18 protein-coding genes and 1 CRISPR repeat array are annotated in these 21785 nt (G+C 62.8%); of the genes, 7 read left to right on the top strand and 11 right to left on the bottom strand.

Annotated features, from left to right (window positions below):
* Nucleotides 1-111 precede the first annotated feature (111 nt).
* Together KTAU_RS01645 and murJ are read left to right on the top strand one after the other, a co-directional pair.
* Nucleotides 112-318 carry a KGG domain-containing protein gene (locus KTAU_RS01645; protein WP_052888400.1) on the top strand — a complete coding sequence of 69 codons (207 nt, stop codon included), beginning with the start codon at nucleotides 112-114 and terminating at the stop codon, nucleotides 316-318.
* A 199-nt stretch (nucleotides 319-517) separates the two neighbouring features.
* On the top strand, nucleotides 518-2266 hold the full coding sequence (gene murJ, locus KTAU_RS01640; RefSeq protein ID WP_170292979.1) for a murein biosynthesis integral membrane protein MurJ: 1749 nt from the start codon (nucleotides 518-520) through the stop codon (nucleotides 2264-2266).
* A 613-nt stretch (nucleotides 2267-2879) separates the two neighbouring features.
* Nucleotides 2880-3287: direct repeats of the CRISPR family, unit length 38 nt; unit sequence GTTGCAGAGGGGACGATCCGCACGAGGATACTGAAAGG.
* Nucleotides 3288-3589: 302 nt separating this feature from the next.
* On the opposite strand, the gene KTAU_RS01635 is transcribed toward murJ, so the two are convergent.
* The 3 genes from KTAU_RS01635 to KTAU_RS01625 are packed head-to-tail and all read right to left on the bottom strand — an operon-like array spanning nucleotide 3590 to nucleotide 4860.
* A complete protein-coding gene (locus tag KTAU_RS01635; protein WP_151726729.1) occupies nucleotides 3590-4378 on the bottom strand; it encodes a hypothetical protein in 789 nt (262 codons plus the stop codon).
* The gene (locus KTAU_RS01630) at nucleotides 4329-4607 is read right to left on the bottom strand and encodes a hypothetical protein (RefSeq protein ID WP_151726728.1); all 279 of its coding nucleotides are present in this window, start codon (nucleotides 4605-4607) and stop codon (nucleotides 4329-4331) included. Before KTAU_RS01630 ends, KTAU_RS01635 begins: the two co-directional genes overlap by 50 nt.
* Nucleotides 4594-4860 (bottom strand): hypothetical protein, encoded by a 267-nt coding sequence (locus KTAU_RS01625; protein ID WP_151726727.1) that lies wholly within the window; start codon nucleotides 4858-4860, stop codon nucleotides 4594-4596. Before KTAU_RS01625 ends, KTAU_RS01630 begins: the two co-directional genes overlap by 14 nt.
* Nucleotides 4861-5262: 402 nt before the next feature.
* Between KTAU_RS01625 and KTAU_RS01620 the strand changes: the two genes are divergently transcribed.
* Both KTAU_RS01620 and KTAU_RS01615 read left to right on the top strand, forming a co-directional pair.
* The gene (locus KTAU_RS01620; RefSeq protein WP_151726726.1) at nucleotides 5263-5520 is read left to right on the top strand and encodes a helix-turn-helix domain-containing protein; all 258 of its coding nucleotides are present in this window, start codon (nucleotides 5263-5265) and stop codon (nucleotides 5518-5520) included.
* Nucleotides 5521-5705: 185 nt separating this feature from the next.
* Nucleotides 5706-5942: a helix-turn-helix domain-containing protein gene (locus KTAU_RS01615; RefSeq protein ID WP_151726725.1), complete on the top strand. Its 237-nt coding sequence runs from the start codon at nucleotides 5706-5708 to the stop codon at nucleotides 5940-5942.
* A gap of 77 nt (nucleotides 5943-6019) precedes the next feature.
* Here KTAU_RS01615 and KTAU_RS01610 read toward each other — a convergent pair whose 3' ends face one another.
* Together KTAU_RS01610 and KTAU_RS01605 are read right to left on the bottom strand one after the other, a co-directional pair.
* Complete coding sequence (locus KTAU_RS01610; RefSeq protein ID WP_228026278.1) at nucleotides 6020-6991, bottom strand: uroporphyrinogen decarboxylase family protein; 972 nt, start codon at nucleotides 6989-6991, stop codon at nucleotides 6020-6022.
* 133 nt (nucleotides 6992-7124) lie between these two features.
* Nucleotides 7125-8600: a hypothetical protein gene (locus KTAU_RS01605; RefSeq protein WP_151726723.1), complete on the bottom strand. Its 1476-nt coding sequence runs from the start codon at nucleotides 8598-8600 to the stop codon at nucleotides 7125-7127.
* A 278-nt stretch (nucleotides 8601-8878) separates the two neighbouring features.
* On the opposite strand from KTAU_RS01605, the gene KTAU_RS01600 reads away from it, so the two are divergent.
* Nucleotides 8879-9871, top strand: a complete 993-nt coding sequence (locus KTAU_RS01600) for a sigma-70 family RNA polymerase sigma factor (RefSeq protein WP_170292977.1) — start codon at nucleotides 8879-8881, stop codon at nucleotides 9869-9871.
* 207 nt (nucleotides 9872-10078) lie between these two features.
* Here the strand turns inward: KTAU_RS01600 and KTAU_RS01595 are convergent, their stop codons facing one another.
* From KTAU_RS01595 to KTAU_RS01580, 4 genes are all read right to left on the bottom strand, one after another.
* Nucleotides 10079-10936: an ABC transporter permease gene (locus tag KTAU_RS01595; protein WP_151726721.1), complete on the bottom strand. Its 858-nt coding sequence runs from the start codon at nucleotides 10934-10936 to the stop codon at nucleotides 10079-10081.
* A gap of 26 nt (nucleotides 10937-10962) precedes the next feature.
* Nucleotides 10963-11910 (bottom strand): ABC transporter ATP-binding protein, encoded by a 948-nt coding sequence (locus tag KTAU_RS01590; protein ID WP_151726720.1) that lies wholly within the window; start codon nucleotides 11908-11910, stop codon nucleotides 10963-10965.
* A 376-nt stretch (nucleotides 11911-12286) separates the two neighbouring features.
* The gene (locus KTAU_RS01585) at nucleotides 12287-13525 is read right to left on the bottom strand and encodes a hypothetical protein (RefSeq protein ID WP_151726719.1); all 1239 of its coding nucleotides are present in this window, start codon (nucleotides 13523-13525) and stop codon (nucleotides 12287-12289) included.
* 154 nt (nucleotides 13526-13679) lie between these two features.
* A complete protein-coding gene (locus KTAU_RS01580) occupies nucleotides 13680-14339 on the bottom strand; it encodes an RNA polymerase sigma factor (protein WP_151726718.1) in 660 nt (219 codons plus the stop codon).
* A 513-nt stretch (nucleotides 14340-14852) separates the two neighbouring features.
* Between KTAU_RS01580 and KTAU_RS01575 the strand changes: the two genes are divergently transcribed.
* Both KTAU_RS01575 and KTAU_RS01570 read left to right on the top strand, forming a co-directional pair.
* A complete protein-coding gene (locus KTAU_RS01575; protein ID WP_151726717.1) occupies nucleotides 14853-16379 on the top strand; it encodes a hypothetical protein in 1527 nt (508 codons plus the stop codon).
* Nucleotides 16380-16758: 379 nt separating this feature from the next.
* Nucleotides 16759-18432: a HEAT repeat domain-containing protein gene (locus tag KTAU_RS01570; protein ID WP_170292976.1), complete on the top strand. Its 1674-nt coding sequence runs from the start codon at nucleotides 16759-16761 to the stop codon at nucleotides 18430-18432.
* A 105-nt stretch (nucleotides 18433-18537) separates the two neighbouring features.
* Here the strand turns inward: KTAU_RS01570 and KTAU_RS01565 are convergent, their stop codons facing one another.
* Nucleotides 18538-19347: a carbon-nitrogen hydrolase family protein gene (locus KTAU_RS01565; RefSeq protein ID WP_151726715.1), complete on the bottom strand. Its 810-nt coding sequence runs from the start codon at nucleotides 19345-19347 to the stop codon at nucleotides 18538-18540.
* Nucleotides 19348-19554: 207 nt separating this feature from the next.
* Nucleotides 19555-20865: a DUF1015 domain-containing protein gene (locus KTAU_RS01560; protein WP_151726714.1), complete on the bottom strand. Its 1311-nt coding sequence runs from the start codon at nucleotides 20863-20865 to the stop codon at nucleotides 19555-19557.
* Nucleotides 20866-21785 lie beyond the last annotated feature (920 nt).

Genomic DNA, 21785 nt, shown 5'->3' with positions numbered 1-21785 from the left:
TAAGCAAGACAGCTGCAGCGGGTTCGCTGTGGTCTGCGTTTGCGTCACTTCAATAGCCACGTTTCACTCAATTGAAACGCAGAAGACGAAGAAGAAGAAGGAGAGCACAGCATGCAAAATCAGAAAGGTCGTGGTCGTGGTTTCGCATCCATGAGCCCGGAGAAGAAGCGTGAGATTGCCAGTAAGGGTGGCAAGGCGGCCCATGCGCTGGGCACAGCCCACAAGTGGACCAGCGAGGAGGCCCAGGCTGCCGGTCGCAAGGGTGGCTCGATCAGCCGACGGCGCCCGAAGAACGCTCAGACTCAGGCTCAGGCTTAGGCGCGGGCGTTTCTGCGCTCTTGCCTCGTGCGCCGCATGGCTGGCGCCGCACGGGGCTGCCTGTGATTTTACTTCAAGCTGTTCCTTGGTTGGTTGCTAACCCTGGTTGTTTTTACTCAGGTAACGCTACAGAGGCTGGCCGTTCTCTTACGGACAGCCTTTTTTCATGCCTGGCAGACGGCGGACGGGTGCGCTTGGGATGGCCGGACGGCGTGGCGGATGGGAGGCCGCGCGCCGCAGCGAATGGCCTGAGACTGGCCGGGAGTACTTTTTTGAGGGAGCGGTATCTGCCGGGGCACAGGACTGGTATAATCTCCTCTGTACGCTAGAGTTGAGGCGACGGGCATGCCACACAACAACTGTCGAGAAGGAGGCTCCTATTTCGCAAAGAGCACCACACCTGGTTGATCCGACGACCGGAATTGCGGTGAGCGAGACGCGAGTGGCGACGGAGGCCGCCCGGCTTGAGGCCCCTCTTGAGACCCCTGATGAGCTGGAGGAGCAGGAGACTGGCTCCGGCTGGTCGCTACTGGGGCTGCGCTTGCCGATCAGCCTGGCTCGCTTGCGCCCGGGCCGGGGAGCGACTTTACGCCGCTTCTCAGTGGTGGAGGCGGCGCTTTTGTTGATGCTGGGAATTCTGGCCTCCAAGGGGCTGGGAGTGGTGCGCCAGGCCCTCTTTAATGCCCTCTTTGGGACGGGCCCCGAGGCCAATGCCTATTATGCTGCTTACCGCCTGCCCGATACGCTCTTTAATCTGGTGGCCGGTGGGGCGCTGACGCAGGCCTTTATTCCGGTCTTTGTGGCCTACCAGCGCCGGGGCGATCAGCGCGAGGCCTGGTATCTGGCCAGCCTGGTCTTTAATGTGCTGCTGGTGGCCCTGACGATCTTGCTGCTGCTGGGGTGCCTTCTGACGCCGGCCTTCGTGGTCCATATTTTGGTGCCGGGCTACCCGCCGGCGGTCCAGGAGCTGACGATCCGCCTGACGCGCATTATGTTGATTCAGCCGCTGTTGTTGGGCCTGGGGACGATCGTGACGGCGATTTTGAGTAGTCGTGAGCAGTTTTTGCTGCCGGCGCTGGCGACGGCGATCTATAATGTGGGCTTGATTGCGGGCTTGCTGGTGGCGCTGGTGGTGCCAGGGGTGGGGATTTATGGGCCGACGCTGGGGGTCTTGCTGGCGGCGGCGCTGCAGATTGTGGTCCAGCTTCCGGCTCTCTGGCAGCAGGGGGTGCGCTATGTCTTCGCCTGGAATCTGCGCTATCCGGGCCTGCGCGAGGTGATGGCGCTCTTTATTCCGAGTATGCTGGCGGTGGCGGTGGCGTATGTGAGTTCGATTCTGGAGACGACGGTGACGTCGTTTCTGCCGGATCTGGCCAGCCTGGCGGCGCTGCATAATGCCTATATGTTGTTTTATTTGCCGGTGTCGTTGATCGCGCAGGCGATCGGTCAGGCGGCGCTGCCGCGCATGGCGCGCCTGGAATTGGAGGGCCGCTATGGGCGCTTGCGCCGCTTGTTCGGGCAGGTGATTGGGTCGTCGCTGGCGCTGAGTGTCTTGTCGGCGCTGGCTTTGGGCGGGCTGGGGCTGTTTGTGATCGATCTGTTGTTTCGCCACGGGGCCTTTGATGATCATTCGGCCTGGTTGACGAATCTGGCTTTGTTCGGCTATGTGGTGGGGTTGCCAGGGGTGTGCGTCGGCGATGTGGTGGCGCGCAGTTTTTATGCCCTGAAGGATGCGCGTACTCCTTTGTTGACGAATGTCTTTGCGCTACTGACGCGGGTGGCGCTGATGGTGGGGCTGTTCGTCTGGCTGTCGGGCGAGCAGCAGATTCTGGCGGTGTCGCTGAGTTTGTCCGGCTCGGCCTCGGCGGAGGCCCTGCTGTTGTGTCTGGTGCTGTGGTGGCGCCTGCGCCAGCGTCTGCGCCGGCAGGCCCAGGGAGTGGGATGCTGAGGCCGGCGCCAGTGGTGGGAGCCGTGCTTGTAGGGTGAGCGAGCTGGCTGATTTTGAGGTGGGACGGCTCCCTTTTTCTCGCTTGATGGTGCTTCTTTCCTCCTGACTATTCTCCTTTCTTTGGTGTTCCCCTCTCTCTGTTGGGCTTTGTTGGTGGTGATGGGCTGCTGCTACGATGCTGGCCGCTGCGGTGCTATGTGCTTTTCCCTGGCTGCTCTGCTGTGCAGCCACCGACCTGACCCTGCAGGGTTGTCTTCTGGTCGACAGGGAAGGACGGGAACAGGATTGAGCTGAGTCTGATCCCCCTCTGATGAGGCCCTTTTGAGAGCCTCTTTCGAAACTCTCCTCGGATCTGCCAGAAATGCAGTCAGATTCTGACCGCATTTGGCTGGTTGGCCGCATGTATTGCCTGTAAAATTGGATGATATATGCTGGTGCTTTCTCGAAACTCGCCCCTTGCGCGTTGCAAAAAACGAGTTTCGAGAAAGGTCGTAATCCGATAGATTTGTGGGCCGGGGGGCAGGGGAAAACGAGGCTCTCAGCGCCAAAAAATGGGGCCTCGATCGTTATAGTCTATGAAAGATGTATCCCGGGTCTGTTTCCGTTGGGCGCGGTTGCAGAGGGGACGATCCGCACGAGGATACTGAAAGGTCATAGGGATGACCAGGTACCCCACGGAAGCGCTCTGTTGCAGAGGGGACGATCCGCACGAGGATACTGAAAGGTGGTCGATCTTAATGGCAAGCGTCTGGTCATCGTCAGTTGCAGAGGGGACGATCCGCACGAGGATACTGAAAGGCTGACCGGCAAGAGCACCAGCCACAAGATCAATAGCGTTGCAGAGGGGACGATCCGCACGAGGATACTGAAAGGGGGGAAGAGGGGCCGAGGTGGAGAAGACGTGGAGTTTGTTGCAGAGGGGACGATCCGCACGAGGATACTGAAAGGTTGTTGTTCCATCCAGGCTGATGCCTCCTTTCTTGGTTGCAGGGGGGACGATCCGCACGAGGATACTGGAAGAAAGAAAAGGAGGATACTGAAAAGAGATAAAGAAAGTAAAAAGAGGCACAATATATAAAAAGAATAGCGTATTGCCCCGGGCATCGCCCCCCGACTAGCCCGGCGACAATACACTACATTCCTACAAAACGGCCCTTTCCTCCACTTTGGCGAATACTCACCCACCTCACTCCTTCACTCACACACCATCATCCCCCAAAAAAGAGAGCCGGAGCCGCGCCCCAGCTCGTCACCAGGCACGCGCTCCGACTCCCCAACGGACCAAGTACAGAGCGAAACTCGGATAGAGAGAGCTCGGGTACGTTAGGGAAATGGTATCTTGCTCAAACGCTGGCTCCTGACCCAACGCCCTAAGCGCGCCGCTCCCGCTGAGACTGAGGCTGATGAGGCCACCGCTCCCACGCTCAGAGGCCGCGTCTGCACCTGCTCCGCTCCTCGCTCGCCTTCCTCGCCTGCAGCGTCAGCCCCCAGTGCGCTCCCTCCTCTGATCATACCCTCCGCCTCCGCTTCCGCAATGCCTCTCCTCATGTCTCGACCAGTGTCAGGACCAGCCTGCCCCAGCACGGGACCCGCCTCTGCCTCGCCTCTACCAGTGCCTGTACTGGCGCCTGTACCAGCACCTCTACCGGCATCTGTAGCAGCATCGTGACCGGCATCCGACCCGGCGCCTGTACCAGCACCTCTACCAGTGCCTGTACCAGTGCCTGTACCGGCGCCCGCCTCCGCCAGAGGAGGCAGCGGCACCTGACTCCCATACACAAAGAGCCGAAAGTCGCTCTCGGTGAGCACCCGCCAGGCTTGCCGCTGCAACTCCTCACTGACGATAAATCCCCCGACGACCTCGATCTCCCCCAGACCACAACACGCGAGCCGCTCGCGCAAAACAGACAAGACCCGCCGCGCCTCCTCCCAACTGACCGCTCCCCCGATCTCCATCAAATAGACCGTCCGCAACGGTACACCCGCCCGCCGCGCCAGCTCGGGCGCCGTCAACCCACCACAGCGCCGCCGCAACTGGGCCACCGTCCAGAAGGCCCGCCGCTCAGTCGCCGCCGTCGCCTGGCTCGTCGTTCCCACTGCCACCGCCGTCATGACACAGATACCTCCTCACACAGCGATCGTGAATCTCTAATACCGCCGTCATCGCCTGCTCTGACCCGACATATAAGCTCAGCTTGTGCCCCAGCTCGCCAATGTGCTGCATGCGCGCGTTAATAAAGTCATGGCGCGCACAACAGGCTAAGCCTCTTAACCCACGTAGGGCCGCCTCGTATGCCGTCTCGATCTGCTTCAGTAAACGTGCGACTTCACTTTCGGCCATCTCCCGCCGTCCTCTCTTCTCTCATCACCAGAACCTGCTGCCTCTGACGCTGGTATGCCTCCGCCATCTCCTCTTGCGCTCTCACTAACCCTATGTGTTCGCTGAGCGCTTCCTCTAACTCGGCCAGCCTCCCCATACGCGCGTTGATGAAGTCGTGCCGCGCCCAGCAGGCCAGCCCCGTCAACCCCCAGAAGGCCGCCGCATACTCCTCCTCAATCTGCCTCCGCAGGCGCGCTACTTCACTCTCAGCCATCTCTCTCCTCCTTACCTGTTCACTGGACTCACTTCAGCCTTGTTCGCCCACTCACCCATCCCACAGCTCACTGCCTTAAGCTTACCATAGAAACTGCAGACTCGTCAATATACTATCTAGATTATAAACATCTCTCTATAAGAAGGTTATAATACACTGCTTACTATAAAGGGAAGATTATAGTAAGTACTACCACGTAGCTCTGACCCTCTCCCGATCACCCCCTGTACTCTGCAGCTGAAAATTTGCCATAGGAGTGCGGTTAGTCACTAAACTATAAAGACTTTTTAGAGAGTAAAATATTGATATTACTTTAGAGATCTAAGTTTATACTGTATACTATAAAGGATATACCTCGCTTTCGAATCTCTTGTTATAGTAGAAAAAAAAGCGGGGTACCTGATGCTTCGCCTCCGTGTAAGGGAAGTCGCGGAAGCGAAAGGTGTTTCAAGAACCAAGCTTTCTCAGAGATCTGAAATTAGCTACGACGTTATCAAGGAGATCTTTCGCAATCCCTATCGTGTTGTCACCACGGACACCTTGCAGCGGTTGGCCCGAGCGCTGCATGTGCCAGCGACCGACCTGATCGAGGAAGTCTCTGAAGAGCAATGGAAGCGCGAAACCGGCCAGATCAACCGGCACCCTCCTGATGAGCAGTGATATTCCTATAGTCATAAAGGTGGGGTGAGGGAAGAGCTGCAGTGAGGAGAGAAGTGCTCAACGGCCAGAGTGACTGCGTCAGGTTAGAAGCATTCGGTACCTTCGATAGTCAAAGATACGCTCTTGCGGGCACGCTAGTGCTGGAGAAGGGCAGAGAATCTGACTGGCAGGGGGATAAAAGAGATATGTTACGCCTGCGCGTGAGGGAAGTGGCTGAAGCGAAGGGTGTGTCAATGAACAAGCTATCGCAGCGCTCCGAGATTAGCTACAATATCATCAGAGCAATCTTTCACAATCCCTATCACGTCATCAGGACCGACACCCTGGATCGCCTGGCTAAAGTCCTGGATGTACCAGTGACTGAGCTGATCGAAGACGTCTCCGAAGAGCAACGCAAGCGCGAGCTGGGGCAGAGCGGCTGACCCTCTCGCGCCGGCCTGCCCGATCCGTGGCGGCGGCGATCTCGAGAGCCGCGCTCAGCCCCGCCTCTGGGCAATCCTCACTGCGAGCGCGTCAGCCCCGACGTCTCCAGCAAGCGGCGTGCCAGATGCAGCCACTCCTCCGGCGTCTCGTCCGGCACCGAGCAGCCATTAGCCAGAATCAAGCGCCGCGCATTCGTCTGGGAGATCGCCGACAACATCTCATTCTTCAGCTCCTCCTCGCTGCCGCGTGTCAGCGGTCCCCGCTCGTGCAACCCGCCCATCAGCGTCTTACTCGTCAACTGCAGCGCCTCGCTCAAACTAGGCCCCGTCAGCCGATCGCTCCAGCTCATCACCTGCACCGGATAATCCGTAAAGCTCTCGAAATAGACCTCATCCTCGGACTGATCGGGATCGGCATGCACATGCACTATATTCAGCCAGCCGTCCTGCGCCCCCTCAAGCGCCGCCAGATCGTAGGGTCGGCCCAGCGTGCGGTACTCCTCGCGCGTAAAATCCGCCGTCGTCGCCCCCATACATGAAAAGAAAATCCCGCTGGCCCCCGCCTTGATCGCCTCGCTCATCAACAGGCGCAGATTAGCGGCGATCGTCTCCATCGCCTGGCGCGCCGCCTCTGGATTCGCCCGGATCGCCGCCACCCCCTGGCGCTTGCCGATCGCCCGCAGCACATACGTCAACGGACTGAAGAGCGTCACAATCAGCGGATACTCCGTCCCCACGCGCTGGCGGATCGCCCGAATGCAGACCAGCTGCTCGCGGAAACTGGGCGTCGTCAGGTCCAGGCGCGGATGCGCGGCCAGCTCCTCCAGGCGCGCCGAGCCATCGGTCGGCAGCGGATAGGGCAGATCCGGCATCACCTTGATGATATCGAGAGCGAATTTCTCTACAAAGAACTCCAGCGTCAACTGAGCCAGGCGCTCGCCCGACCCCTCGGGCCGGAAATGATGCCAGAACACAAACGGCACGCGGTCCACCGCCTCCCCGGCCAGGGCCGCGCGCACCCGCTCATAGGGCGTCATCGTCTGAGCCATCGTCACACATCCTCTCTCAAACAAGCAAGCAAACAAGAGATCAATCGCCGTTGGGCCCTCTGCCTCCTGCCGTGGCCAGCCGGCCAGCGTAGGGCAGCGCAAGGCAAGCGATCACTGGATTATATCACGTCGCTCAGGCCAGGCGCTGAGCCGGGCAGTCCCTGGAAAGCGCCCCGTTTGCCAGTTGGCACCCGGAGCTAGCCGCAGGCAAAGGCGTTGCACTGGGCTGAGCCGCCGGCCCCAGCAGTAGCGCCAGCATTGCCGCCTGGCCCGTCTGCAGATCGCGTGCCAGCAGCGTATGACGGCCTGGGGGCCACTGTGGCAGCAAGCGCAGACTCACCGTAAAGCGCCCGGCCCCATCGGCCTCCACCAGCACGGGCCAGCCGCGCTCATCGACAAAAGCCAGGCGCCCATCGAGCCAGAAGCGCACCGGCGCAAAGGCACTAAAACCGCTGCCAGCCAGGCGCAGCCTCATCCCCACAGCGAGCGGCCCTGCATTCAGGAGCACCAGGTGCAGGCCCGGCGCCGACCTCAGCGAGGCCTCACCGCTGGCCGTGGCCGTCACCGTCGCCGTCCTGCCCTGCCAGGCCAGCGACAGCGGGGCACTCGACCGCAGCAGCGCGGCCCAGGCCAGCAGCGCCGTCAGTGTCAGCAGCCCGAGCGTCCCCCCGAGCCACAGCAGCAGCTCGCCCGCCGTCCCCCGTCGAGTCACCCCTGGCAGCGAGGGAGGAGTCTGCCCACGTCCGGCCTGCTCCGCCGGCATAGGCCCCGAGCGCCGTGCCGTCATCAGGCGCCGCAGCGGCAGCGTCGTCACCATCGCCAGCGCCGCCCGACGAGCCGCCACCCGCGCCGCGCGCCGCTCCAGGGTTGTCCCCTCAACACCCTCCTCGCCAGCAGCGGTAGGGGCCGTATCCATCCCCCTGCTCACCCCCATATTGGCCCCTATGAGAGACCCTGTACCCCGCCCTGAGAGCGACCCCCTGGCAGTGGCCGCGCCAGCCGGCAAGCCTGGACTGGGGCCGGTAGCCGCTGCTGGCGAAGATCCCATCAAAGGCCCCGAGCGCAGGACCGGCCCCGGGCGCGGCCCTCTTCCCTGGACCCGCAGAGGGCGCGTCGGCAGCTCGGCCAGCAGCCGACGCCGTTCGTCCCCCTGGCCCTGGCCGCCCACTCTCTTGCCAGCAGCGGTGGCCAGCGGCGGGCTAGTGCTGCCGTCCCCAGCCTGTCGTGGCTGCTGAGGCCGGGAGCGGAAGGCGGGACGGGAGCGAGCGCCGAAGCGCGGACGGCTCCCCGTATGACTGGCTGAGGACGAGACGGCCCGCGCTGCTCCCCTGCTGCGTGGAATTCCCCAGTCAGAGGAGAGCCGCGAGCCACAGAACGGACAGCGCCGGCTGCCGGCAGAGAGCGGGCGCGAGCAGCGCGGGCAGAGAGCGGAACGCCCCGCGCCAGAGCGATGCCTGAAGACATGCATAGTTGGATCATCCACTTTCTCAGCCCCAACCCCACAGCGGGGGGAAGAAGCCATCACCAGCGGCCCCGTCAGGCCCGACGCTGCCAGACCAGAGCAGCCGGGCCGCCACACGAACCAGGCAGTAACCAACTCTATCGACAAAGAACCGAAGTAAGCGCTTTTTTCGGGCAGTCTCTGGGCGTTGGGCCGGGCCAGGTGGGGAAAAATCCGCACCACCCTGAAAAAATTTACGGCAAGCCGGCACTATTTTGAGCACAAAAGCATGAAAGAATCGTCATATCCGTGCGTACTTGGATATTGGCACATTTCTTGCAATAGAGAAGGATGGGGGGAAAGAGACCGAAAAAATTTCGGGTTTTGCCCCGGCAACCAACACGTGGGAAGTGGTTATGAGAGGTAAAGGAGTCAGGAAAAAAACAATGGCAACCAATGCGCGGAGAATCACAAGGAGCACGCGCCGAGCGAAGCAAGGATGTCATGAAGAGGCCGTCCTGGCCTTCTACCAGGACGACGACGAACTCTTTCGAGACGACGACGAGCTAGTTGCGGGAGACGACGACGAGCTAGAAGAAGAGGAAGAAGACGAGACCCTGGACAATGCCATTCGCAAATATCTAGGAGAGATCGGGCGTTACCCACTGCTAAGCGCCGAAGAAGAAATGGAGCTGGCGCGACGAGTGGCCGAAGGAGACATCGAAGCCCAGCAGCGGCTAGTCGAATCCAACCTGCGACTGGTCGTCAGCATTGCCAAGCGCTACAACACCCAGGGTATTTCTCTGCTTGACCTGGTGCAGGAGGGGAACCTGGGGCTCATCCGTGCGGCCCAGAAATTCGACCCCTCGCGGGGCTTTCGCTTCAGCACATACGCCACCTGGTGGATTCGCCAGGCCATCAGTCGCGCCGTCGCCGAGCACACGCGAACCATCCACATCCCGGTGCATGTCGTCGAAATGATCTACAAAATCAAGCGCATCACGCGCCATCTCTACCAGGAGCTGGGGCGTGATCCCGAAGCTGAAGAGATCGCGCGGGTGGCCCGTCTCAGCAAAGAGCGCGTTGTCGAACTGCAGGGCATGGCCGAGAACCCCATTTCCCTGGACGCCCCCCTGACCGACGACGAACCCTATCATCTGGCCGACACCCTGGAAGACACGCGGGCCACCGCCCCGGCGGAGGCCGTCACCCATCGGGCCTTGCGCGACCAGATCGCCAGCGCCCTGGAACTACTCAACCAGCGCGAGCGGCAAGTCATCGAGATGCGCTACGGCCTGGCCGATGGCTACTGTCACACTCTGGAGGAGCTGAGCGCGCATTTCAAGCTGACGCGCGAGCGCATCCGGCAAATTGAAGTCAAGGCATTACGCACCCTACGTCAGCCGATCCAGGCCCATCTCTTGCGCGACCTTGCCTGATAGGACGCAGGCAACAACTTCATGGCGTTCTTCATAGAGCAAGCGGGGGCGGAACAGGCGCCGGTACTCTCCCCACCTGCACAGGATAGCAGCGGGAGTGCCGGGCGCTGTTCCGTCCCCCTTGTAGTCCTCCCCTGGCTAACTCCACTGCTTCCTGGCACTCGCCCCTTACGCTGAGGAGCGCGCCGGCCAGCCGAGCGGTCAGGGCTAGAGATCGCGGTGGGCGAAGCGCAGCATCCCCAGCAGTGGCAGCACCACGATATAGAGCGCCGTCCAGAGCGCCATCGCCGGCGTCAGAGCCTCGGCCCCAATGATCGGCAGATTCTGCACCTGGTGAAGACCGATCAAATCCTGAGCCACCGGCGGAAGCAAGGCCGCAGAAGCCGCGTGCCAGAGAGCATCGGAGGGCATCAGCAGCTCGAAGAGCGTCTTAATGCGCTCCACCGTCGTACTCTCGCCCGTAATCTGCGTCACCACCTGGGCGAAGCTCGCCAGCGGTGTTCCCAGAAAGAGCAAGGCGGCGATCGCCCCGTTCGCCAGCGTTGGCAGGCTGGCGCTGCCCAGGGTCAGCAAAGCCAGCAAGCAGAGCATCCCCAGCTCCAGCAGTCCAAGGGCCTGGGCCATCCCATCGGGCCAATAGCCGGTCTTCCAGTAGATCACCCCCAGGAAACCCAGCTCCAGCACCGCCGTATAGCCTGCCAGCACCAGAGCATAGGCCAGCCACTTCCCAAAGACGATCTCCACGCGATGCAAGGGCTTCGGCACAATCACCGCCAGCGTCCCCGCCTCGATCTCCCCCGAGAGCATGCCAGCCGTCAGCAGCAGTGTCATCAAACTCGACTGCAAATAGACCGACCAGCTCGCCAGCACCGCCATCAGCGCCCCGATCCCCAGCAGCAGCAGCTCCATATTCTCAGGCTGGGCCCGCTGCAGATTATCGACCAGCGCATTGAGCAAGAGCGTAAAAAGGCCCAGCAACAGTACCGTCAACACGACCACCGCCAGAAAGATGCGGCGGCGCACAATCTCCTTAAGCGTAAAGCGAGCGATAACCAACCAGCCCATAGCTCAGCAGCACCTCCTCAGCGGACCTATTGCAGACTGCGCGACAGCTCGATGGTCCGCAGAAAGACCTGTTCGAGCGAGCGCCGATGCGGAGCCAGGCGATAGAGGCGGGACCCGCAGGCATGGACCGCCGCCGCCACCTCGGCGGCCTGCTCCTCGCTGCGCAGGCGCAGCAGCACACGGCAAGGATCGTACTGATCGCGCTCCACCGCCAGCGCTAGCTGAGCCAGCCGTTGCAGCAGGGCCTCACTTAGCGGCTCCGCGCGCAGTTCCACCAGCAGCGGCTCATCAAACAGCTCCTCCGGGGCCCCGACCTTCAGAATGCGCCCCAGATTAATAATGGCCACCCGATCGCAGAGCGCCTCGACATCGGGAAGCTGATGCGAATTAATAAAGATGCTGGTCCCCGCCCGCTTCAGATCGAGCAACAAACTGCGCAGATCGTGCTGACCGACCGGATCGAGGCCCGTCGACAACTCATCGATAATCAGCAACTCTGGGCGATTCAGCAGGGCCTGAGCCAGGCCAATGCGCTGCAGCATCCCCTTCGAGAACGTCCCCAGGCGCTGGCGCTCGCGGCCCGCCAGCCCAACCAGGGCCAGCACCTCCTCCATGCGCGCCCGCAGCAGGGAGCCGCGCAGCCCATAGAGCGAACCGTGAAAGCGCAGAAACTCCTCCGCTGTCAGCCAGCGATGAAAGGTTGGCAGCTCCGGCAAGTAGCCGATGCGGCGCCGCACCTCGCGATCGCCCAGAGGCCGCCCCAAAATACGAACCGTTCCCTCGCTCGGCTGAACGAGGCCCGTCAAAATCTTGACCACCGTACTCTTGCCCGCGCCATTCGGCCCCAAAAAACCGAAAGCCTCGCCGCGATAGGTCACGAAGCTGATATGATCGACTGCCAGCAACCGATGGTAGAGCTTCGTCAGTCCCTCGACCTCGATCGCCGGCTCGTGTTCCTGTGGCTCACCACACATGAACGCTCCTCGCTCCTCTTCGTCGGATTGGATCAGATTCGGTCACGCAGACAGACTATGCAAAGCCCCTGCCGTTCGTCCCCGCTGCGCAGCCCCAAAGCTGGCGGAGGCTGGCCTGTCTCAGGCAGCGCGGTCGGACCGGACCGAAAGATAGACAGACAGACAGCAACGGATCGGCTCGAAGCCGTCAAACCTGGGGAGCAGTCCAGTCACCCAGACGACCTCTGCCGATCCGTTGCCTTGCCTGATGCGGGCCTGCGGGCGCCGCAGAGAGAAGCACCTGAGACGAAGAGCGCCCAATCCTGACAGAGCGAACGGGTCGGCCACGGCTGGCTGACCCGCTCGCTCCTCTGAGCCAGCAGGCCGCTGAACCTGCCTACTGCAGGCTATTCGCCACGCTCAACAGCTCGTTCTGATCATGACCGCTCTCGCCCAGCAGATAGACGCGTCCCTGGGCCTGCCAGAGCACGGCCTCCCCGACCGGCAGATTCGTCATCTTACTGGACGACTCAAGCTGATCGCTGGTCAGCAAAAGGCCCGATTGACCCTGGACCGTTACCGTCTGGGAAGACATGCCAGCCAGCACGGGGATCGGCACTGTACCGCTGCGCAGATCGATCTGGCGCAGCTGCTGCACCAGCGACGGGGGCAGCCCTGGCAGCGAGAGCAAGAAATTGCGCAGATCCTCCAGGGAAGCCTTACCAGTGGCCTCGATCGTCGGAGACGGTCCCTGCACAATCACCAGCAGCTTGCCGCCGCTGCTCACATAGTGAGTCTCGACAATGCGCGAGACATGGATCACAAAGGTCGCCCCGTCCAGCTGAGGGGGAATAGCTATATTCGCGTGGCCGATGCGTGTCAGATAGGCACGTGCGCTGGCCGCGCGGAACGTAAAGGTCGCCTGGCCACCCTCCAGCACATCAAAGGCCGGCTGGCGACCGCTGAAAGAGGCCGGCAGATTCGTCGGCAGCTTGAGTGTGAAGCCGGCCAATTGCTCGGCCTGGGCGCGCGTCAGATGGCGCTCCAGTCGCAGCAACGTCGGCGTGGTCTGCAGCTCGCCCAGATCGCGCAACTGCGGAAGCTGAGCCGCCTGGATCGTCTGCTGACTGACTGACACCGGCTGGAAACGCTGCACGCTAAAGAACGAGAGGAGTGTCGCCGCCAGCCCGGTGCTACTGCCGACCACGAACAAGACCACCAACAGCACCGCCGCGGCGATCAACATCCACGAACGGCGCAGCACCTGGCGAACCGGCACGCGGCGCCCTTGCGGCACCTGCACCGGGCGCACCCGCGGGCCAGTCTCGCCCAGGAGCGACCCAGCACGGGCCAGGCTGGCCTGGGCTGGCTGAGAGCGCCTCACGACCTGCTCAAGCCGGCGGTGCGCCTCTTCCCCCTCGGTAGCGGTCACCGTCAGCCCGTCCTCCGCCGCCAGGGCGGCATTGGTCTCTAGCAGCAGCTCCTCCAGACCGGCATCGGCCTCGGCCTCCTGCAGCAGCAGCGCCAGCCTCTGCTCGTCGCCGCTCTCCAGAGCCTCAAGGTAGCGCCGCAAGAAACGTGCGCGTCGCTCTCCCGCGGGCAGTGAGTGCTCTTGTGCATGCTCTTGTAATTCCATTGATCGATCCCTTCTCTGCTCTGTTCTTGAGTCGCTATCTGACTTCCCGTAATCGCTCAGATAATCGCTCAGAAAGTACCGCTCTAGACCGATAGGCTCCTTTCTGCTGACTTCCTCCCGGATCTGCTCGCATCTGGGGCTGGTGGCCAGGCGGCTAGCCGGGCCTGTCCAGGTTGGTGGCCACCTGCTGTTGCAAGGCCCGCCGCAGACGCTGGAGCGCGCGATGGAGCCGTACCCGCGCCGCTACCGGGCTAATCCCCAGGTGGCGCGCCAGCAGTTCGCGCTCACAACCCTCGATCACTGCCAGACGCAACAGCTCGCGATCCTCCTCGCCGACCAGAGCCAGCAGTGCTGCCGCCCCCTGCTCGGCCTCAACCTCCTCTTCTGGCCCGGCGCTCGTCGCCTGCAGGTGATCAAAGGCCTCTAGCTCACTGGGGGACTGATCCACCGCTAGCGCGCTTGCCAGACGGGCGGGAGAAAGCTCGCGCTGGTTCCGGCGCGCCCGCTCAGCCTTCTGGCGTCGGATCACGTTCAGCCCGATCCCAAGCAGCCAGGCCAGCGGCTGGCGCCCCGGCTCAAAGCGCGCGGCGTGGGCCAGCGCCTCAACGGCCACCTCCTGTAGGACCTCCAGCGCGATGGCATGAGCCTCCCTCTCGGGAGCTGCCCCCAGGCGCACAACGTAGAATTGCAGGTTCTGAAGCAGTAACTCGCTGTGCTCGATCAAAGCCCGCTCCAGCTCAGCCCTGGCTGTCTCCTCCGCTGAGGAAGCAGACGGCACAGGTGAGAACCTGCTCCGCTCTGGCTCACGCTTCATCCCTTCTGAGTATCCTTCCCTGTTGAAAACCTGTGCAGGAGGAGACCCTGGCGAGACTACCGGGTACCGGGTGCCCACTCCCGCTCACACACTTCTCTTCAAATGAGCCTGGCCCGACGTTACACTCCTGACCACAGCATTTCCTCCCCCTCGCTCATCGCGGGGAGAGGGAGCGGGCAGGTTCTTGTCAGCCCTCGCTCCATCATGCTATACTTGTTATAAGGACCGGTCACGAGCAGCGGACACGAGCCAGCTCGCTGGGCTGGCCGGTCCTTCCAGGCTCCTCCACTCTTGTTGAGCGGGCCAGGTGTTCTGCTTCTGGCCACGCGCCGGGAGATCGCCCTCCTCTTAACGCGGCGACAGCCTTCCCCCTACTCAGAGAAGCACCACGCCTGCATACCGCAAGCACAGCGGAGGAAGAGTGCCAGCCTGGCCCGCTCGCCTGTCTCTCTGCTTGCTTGTCTGTCCCCTTTGCCAGACCAGCCAGCGACCACTCAAGCATCTCCTCCAGCCATGCCTGATATATTCCCGTTTCAGTCAGTCTCGTCCCCAGAGAGCGACATTGACCACTTCGCCAGCACCGTCCTGGCGCGCCCGCTCTATCCCTACCAGCGCGAGATTGCCGTCGCCATCCTCGACTCCATCCACAGCGGGCGCGGCGACATCTTCAGCGTCATGCTCGCGCGCCAGATGGGCAAAAACCAGCTCTCTGCCGTCCTCGAAGCCTACCTGTTGGCCACCGTTCCCGAAGGCACCATTGTCAAAGCCGCTCCCACCTTCAAACCCCAGCTCCTCACCAGTCGCCTGCGCCTGCTCACTCTCTTGCAGACCTCGCCCCTGGCTGAGCGCCTCTGGCGCAGCGGCGACCACCTGCTTGGCCTGGCGCCCCAGGCCGATCCCCAGCTCGTCCGGCGCCACAGCGGCCCGCGCATCCTCTTTCTCTCCGCTGCCCCCGAGAGCAACGTCGTTGGCGCCACCGCCAGCCTCCTGCTTGAAATCGACGAAGCCCAGGACGTCAGCCTCGACAAATTCGATCGCGACTTTCGCCCGATGGCCGCCACCACCAACGCCACCACCGTTCTCTACGGCACCGCCTGGAGCGACGACACCCTGCTGGCCCGTCAGCGGGCCTTGAACCGGGAGCGCGAACAGCGCGAGGGGCGGAGGACCCACTTTGAATACGACTGGCAGGCCCTGGCGGCCATCAACCCCGCCTACCGGCGCTTCGTCGAAAGCGAAATCCAGCGCCTGGGGGCCAGCCATCCCGCCATCCAGACCCAGTATCTGCTCCAGCCCATCAGCGGTGCCGGCCACCTGCTCACTCCCCTGCAGCGCAGCCTCCTCCAGGGAGATCACCCCTGGCAAGAAGAGCCACAGGAAGAGGCGCACTACGTTGCTGCCATCGACATCGGTGGTGAAGAGCCCCGGCCAGAAGAGCAGCTTGCCCTTCTTAGCCAGCCTTCAGCCGTGCCTTCACGGCGTCGCCGCGACAGCACCGTCCTCACTATTGCCGCCCTCAGCCAGAACGAGCTAGGGCTGCCCGCCCTGCGCGTCGTCCACCAGCAATGGTGGACAGGCCGCCCCTATCTGGAGCAGTACAGCGCCGTTCTGGTCCTGGCCGAGCGCTGGCGCCTGCGCCGTCTCATCATCGACGCCACCGGCCTCGGCGCCGGCCTGGCCGCCCTCCTGCGCAGCCGCCTCGGCGACGAGCGCCTCCTGCCCTTCACCTTCACCCGTCCCCGCAAATCGCGCCTCACCTATCAGTTCCTGGCCACCATCAACAGCGGGCGCCTCAAGCTCTACGTCCCCGCCAGCGCCCCGACGGCCATCGCGGGTGAATGCTGGCAGCAACTCCGTCAGGCCCGCTACCGTCTGCTCGGTGAGAGCGGGATCGACATGTACGTCAACCCCGGCGAGGGCCACGACGACTTTCTCATCAGCCTGGCCCTTCTCTGCGAGGCCCTCAATGAACTCGACCAGCCGCCTGCCTCGGCCCTGATCCCGCCGCGCCGCCTCTATCGAGACGAGAGCCGTTTTTGAAAGCCGAAAATGGCCCAAAAGTGGCCCGTCGGTAGTGCTCCTGTCTCTCTCTAAGAAGGAGTCTGTGCTCATTTCTCTCCTGTGTGCTCCCAACCAGTCCATCTGCCCCCCTGCGCCTGGTCTGCTATCGACTTGTGCCCCACGGCGTGGTACAATCCACACGATAGCAAAGCAACCCACACGAAGACCGGCCATGAAAAAGAGGCGACGCGGCGCCGCTAACCAGACCACCCCTAGCCGCAGTCAGCGGTCCCGCCTGTGGGCGGACGCCAGAAGAGCCTCAGCGGACCAAGAGAACCAAGTGAAGAGCGAAGAGGAGAAGCGTCGTCCCATCCCCTCGACCGTAGTGGAGGACAGCGCAGAGAAAAGAGGGAGAGGCATGCCAAAGAAGCGAAAAGAATCGCCATCGCCGAGCATTGACGAAGTCCTCGACGCCGTGTGTCACCGCGACAGCATCGACCCCCTTCAGATGGATGCCTATCTGGAGCGGCTCGACGAAGAATGGACAGCGGGAGCACGCGACAAAGTACTGGACCTGCTGCGCCGCCGTGACCCGGCGGCCCACTCCACCGCGGTCTATATCCTCTCACACCTGGCCACCGAAGATGACCGCGAAGTACTTGAAGACTTTGTCACCGATCCCACCGTCAGCGACATCGCCAAGCTTACCCTGGCGCCCGTCCTCAGAGAACTCAACTCCGAGCTGGCAGAGGAGGGGCTGGTCGAATACCTCAACGATCCCGAGGCTGCCATGCTCCAGATGCAGAGCCGTCTTCTGGAGCTGGTTGGCAAGAGCGAGCTAGGAGTCGAGGCCGTCCTCGAAGACGTCCTCAGCATGCCGCTGGAGCGGCGCCTTGGCTTCGTTGACTGGCTCGGACGCAGCCACGACCCGCGTGCCGTCCATCTGCTCCTGCCCCTGCTCGAAAATCAGTCGACGCGGGTCGTCATGGCCACCATCGACGCCCTCGAACAGCTTGGCAGCCTGGCTGCCCCCCAGGCCATTCCCGCCCTCAACCACCTGCTCACCACCAGCTCGAACCGCCTGCTCAAGCAGCACGCCCGTGCCGCTCTCGGGCGCCTCACCATGCAGGCCGCTCCCGGCACCGAAGCCCAGGCCCTGGCTGAAGCTGCTCGTCCCGCCTACCCCCTCTACGAAGCGCGCGTCAGCTTCATCGATGGCAGCGGCTCCCAGATCATCATGCTCGCCTGGAAGCACTCTGAAGAGACCGTCAAGGGGATCAACCTGCTCTGTCAGGACCAGTGGGGCATCAAAGATTGTTATAGCACGGACGAAATGGCCGTCGACCGCTGGCAGCGCCTCGTCCGCGAAATGGGCGACCAGGGCTTCACCAACTTCGTCGTCCCGCCGGCCTACTGCCTGGCCCTCATCAGCGAGGCCGCCGCCCTCAACCGTCGCGGGCGCCATAAGCTGCCCATCGCTTACGCTATCTGGCGCCCCCTGCTCTCCGCCGAGATGCAGCAGCATCAGGGCCAGCCCGTGGCCACCGCCCTGGAGCCGCAGCCCTTCTCACCCGAGCTGTTGCCCCTCGTCCAAAAGGGCGATGAACTATTTCAAATGCCCGAATTTTCCTCCTGGATGTACGAGCCACTGGAGCGTATCCAGCCATTTATGGCCCGCTACTGGGGCACCATCGAGTTCCCCCGCGTGCCTCCCGCCAGTGCACGCGGACGAGGGCGCAGCCACAAGCAAAACCAGCAGCAGACCGCCACCGACCAGCGCCAGGCCCTCGAGACCGTCGTCGAGCAGGCCCTGGAGGAGCTGATCGATGACCACTGGCGCCTGCTCTACGAGACCCGTCTGCGCCGTCAGGGCCAGCTCTTCACCTTCGCCGGACGGAAGCAGGAAGTAGCCCTGATCCGCGCCGTTGCGGCGGCTCTGCACCCAGGCTCGGGCCTCCCCCTCAAAGAGCAGCCCTTTGTCCGCGCCCTCCTCAGTCTCTCGATCCGCCAGGGACCTTTCCGCATGCTGCTGGAGACGCTCGACAACAACGAACTACAGCCGCTGCCAGGCGACCTCTTCCCGCCGCGCTAACCCGGCCCAAGGACGGGCGGGCCGGCCCCGCGTACCCGGGCAAGAGCACCCACCTGGCAGCCAGCGCCGACAGCGAGCAGGCGGGCGAGAGGAAGGAAAGGAAGACTAGCTGTAGAGATCCGGGCGCCGATGTTGCAGCGATGGCACCTTCGCCCGTGCCTGCTCCAGGCGCTGGAGATCCAGCTCACCAAAGACCAGCTGCTCGCCCTCGCTCCCCTCGGCCAGTACCACCCCCAGGGGATCAACGTGCAGCGAGCGGCCCAGGAACTGATGCCCGGCCTGATCGCAGGTAAAGATGTAGGCCGTGTTCTCAATCGCGCGCGCCACCACCAGATGGCGCCAATGGACTTCCTTCAAATGCCCGTTCACCCAACCCGAGGGCACCACAAAGAAATCAACCCCGCGCGCCGCCTGATAGCGTGCTACCTCGGGGAAACGCAGCTCATAGCAGACAAACAGTCCCATGCGCCCGAACGGCGTCGCCAGCGGCTCAAAGAGCTGGTCGCCGCTCACAAACACGTCCGACTCGCGGTAGCCGTAGGCATCGAACATGTGCGTCTTATGATAGGCACGCAGCAGCTGCCCCTGCTCATCGAGCACCACTGTCGTATTGTAGGTCTTCTCCTCCGTCTCGCTAGCCGTCTCGATCATGCCCGCCACGACCCAGACCTGGGCAGCGCGTGCCGCCTCGCGCAGGCCCCTCACAAAGGGACCATCCAACGACTGCGCTACCCTGCGGGCATGGGGGGCTGTAAACTCCTCATGCGAGAGATAGGCCATGAAGATCTCGGGCAGAATCACCAGGCGCGCCCCCCGCTGGGCCGCCAGCGCGATGGCCGAACGCGCCTTAGCCAGATTTTCCTCCGCCGAAGGACTTGACTCAAGCTGTGCGGCAGCGATCAGCGTCGTTGTCATGCTTCTCGTCGCTCCTCTCCTGCGCGCATGTGCGCAACCAATCATCGGCCCGGGTCAGCCTCCGCTCTGATCCTTCCTGGCTATCGGCGATCGGTAGGCCAATCCAGGGCCAGACCAGGCAAAACAGACGGAACAAAGCCGACCGGGCAGTCCCTCGGCCAGCCACCCAGCCAGCTAGCCAGAGCAACACCCAGTCGGTCAGGAAGCCTACCAGAGTGGATGAATCACCAGCCCGCTGGCCAGCTTCGGATACAGATAAGTCGACTTCTGGGGCATGCGCTCATCGGCCCGGGCCACCTCGCAGATCTGACGCACGGGCGTCGGATTGAGCAGCAGCACCGCCTGGGCCTCGCCCCGTGGCAGCGCGGCCAGAGCCTCCTCCGTCTCATGCGTATAGCGCAAATAGCGTCCTGCCCGCACATCCTCCGCGCTCAGTCCCAGCAACTCTTCCAGCAGCAGCTGATGGGCAATCGCCACGTCGAGCGCGTTCCAGGCCGGCTCTCGCCCGCTCTTGGCCATCTGCGCCTGCCCGGCCTCCGTCAGCCGCAGCAGCCAGCTCCCTTCCGGTGTCAGCAGCGCAAAGGAAGGGGCTGTCTGGCCCGCCTCTGCCAGACGCGCCATCAGTGCCGCGCCCTGACCCGCCTCGCCTTCCAGGCGCTCAGTCTGGAAATAGCGCCCCAGGTGCTCCGGCGTCAAGCGCTGCAGCTGCTCAGCGGAGAGGCCCGCGAGCAGACGATGTGTGGGCAGCACCAGCAAGCCAGGATCATCCACATCGATCAGGACCATCATCACAAAATTCGCCCCGTCTTCCGGGTCCAGACCGCGATGCAGCTCGCGAATCTCCTCACGATAGCTCAGAGCCGTCTCATAGCGATGGTGCCCATCGGCAATGAAGAGCTGCCGCTGACTGAAAAAGTCCTGGATCAGCGCCACCTGCTGCGGGTCCGTAATCGGCTGCAGGCGATGCTCGTCGGCCAGCTCATCGTGGGCCTGGACCTCAGCGCCCTCAGCATAGGGCTGGAGCAGGCGGCGCAGGCGGGCCTGGGGGTCCTCGTACCAGGCCATGATCGGGCTGAAATTAGCGGCACAGGCCCGCATCAGCTGCAGCCGGTCATCCTTGGGCTTGCTCAGCGTCAGCTCATGGGGCAGCACTACCCGCGCGCTCCACGGCTCCAGCCGCACACGCGCCACCAGGCCCGTGCGCGTATAACTCTGGCCTCCATAGCTGAAACGCTGTTGATACAGATAATAGCTGGGGACCGTGTCCTGACGGAGTACGCCCTCCTTACGCCACTCGGCGAAGGTCCGCGCCGCGCGTGTATAGCGATTATTCAGGGTGGTATCGTCGGGAAGTTCGCGCCCCAGCTCCAGACGGATCATATTATAGGGATGGCGCGCATAATAGCGCTCCTGCGCCTCGGGCGAGATCACATCAAAGGGAGGACAGAGTACCTGCCCCAGGTCGCTCACCGCCGTTGGCGCGTAGCGTATGCCACGGAAAGGTCGTACATCTGCCATAGTCGAGGCACTTCGCTTTCTCTCCAGATTCAAGGCTCCCACAGGAAAACATGCTCAGTGACCCGCACTGCCTCGCCTGCCGAACCGAACCATCATCCCAGAGGCGGAGGCAGAGGGAGCGGCGTCTTCTCTGCCCATTGTACCATCTCTGTTCGCTCTGGCCCAGCCCAGTCCCTATCTCTGCAGGCCCTGCCTTGGGGAGGAACTGCCTCGCTCTCACTGACGAGTGAACCGAGCCAGAAAACTGTCAAAAAGCCGAATCCCCTCTTGACTTTTCACTCCTTCTATGGTATTCTGAAACTAGAACTTATGTTCAAGTTCTGTGACTGAAGTGACCTCCCCTTTTCCCCGTACGGGAGGCGGTCCCCCGCCGCCTCCCGGCTCGCACTCTCTCTTCGCTCTTCACGGGCGGTCGGGTTCCTGCGTGCTCCCCCCGATCGCCCGTCTCTTTGTGCGCTGGCGTAGGGGCTGATTCCCTATCGGGCCGGGTCGGCTGGTCAGTTAGGGGAAGGGCAGGTCGGGCCAGATCTCCAGACGTTCGCGGACGAGGTGGCCTGACCGCTCCTTGTCTGCCCGTGCCTCGCGGCCTGCCGGGCTTCGCGGCACGGGCTGGTGATGATTATCCTGCGGGAATAACCCACAAGTCCTACATGAGGCGCAACAGATTGACTCGCCCTGATATACTTTGTAAGCTCATTACGTCGGAGCCGTGAACACACGCCATCAAGGCACAGCGCTCAGGTCCCATGCGCCGCTATGGTGGACGCTGAGTCGGTCCGCGGGCCGCTCTGCGGCCAGGACCCTGGCGCAGCCCAGGCGGGCGAGCAGGGTCTGCGGTATGTGCCTTGAAGAGCTGCCTGTGGGGAGGAGCGAGCGGCCCCGTGTGCTGCTCTCTGCTGCGGGCGGGGCGCCAGCCCCTC

Origin of the sequence: Thermogemmatispora aurantia, from assembly GCF_008974285.1 — a bacterium.
Lineage (GTDB): Bacteria > Chloroflexota > Ktedonobacteria > Ktedonobacterales > Ktedonobacteraceae > Thermogemmatispora > Thermogemmatispora aurantia.
The sequence above is the reverse complement of the archived record's forward strand: the minus strand, read 5'-3'. Positions and strand labels throughout refer to the sequence as shown.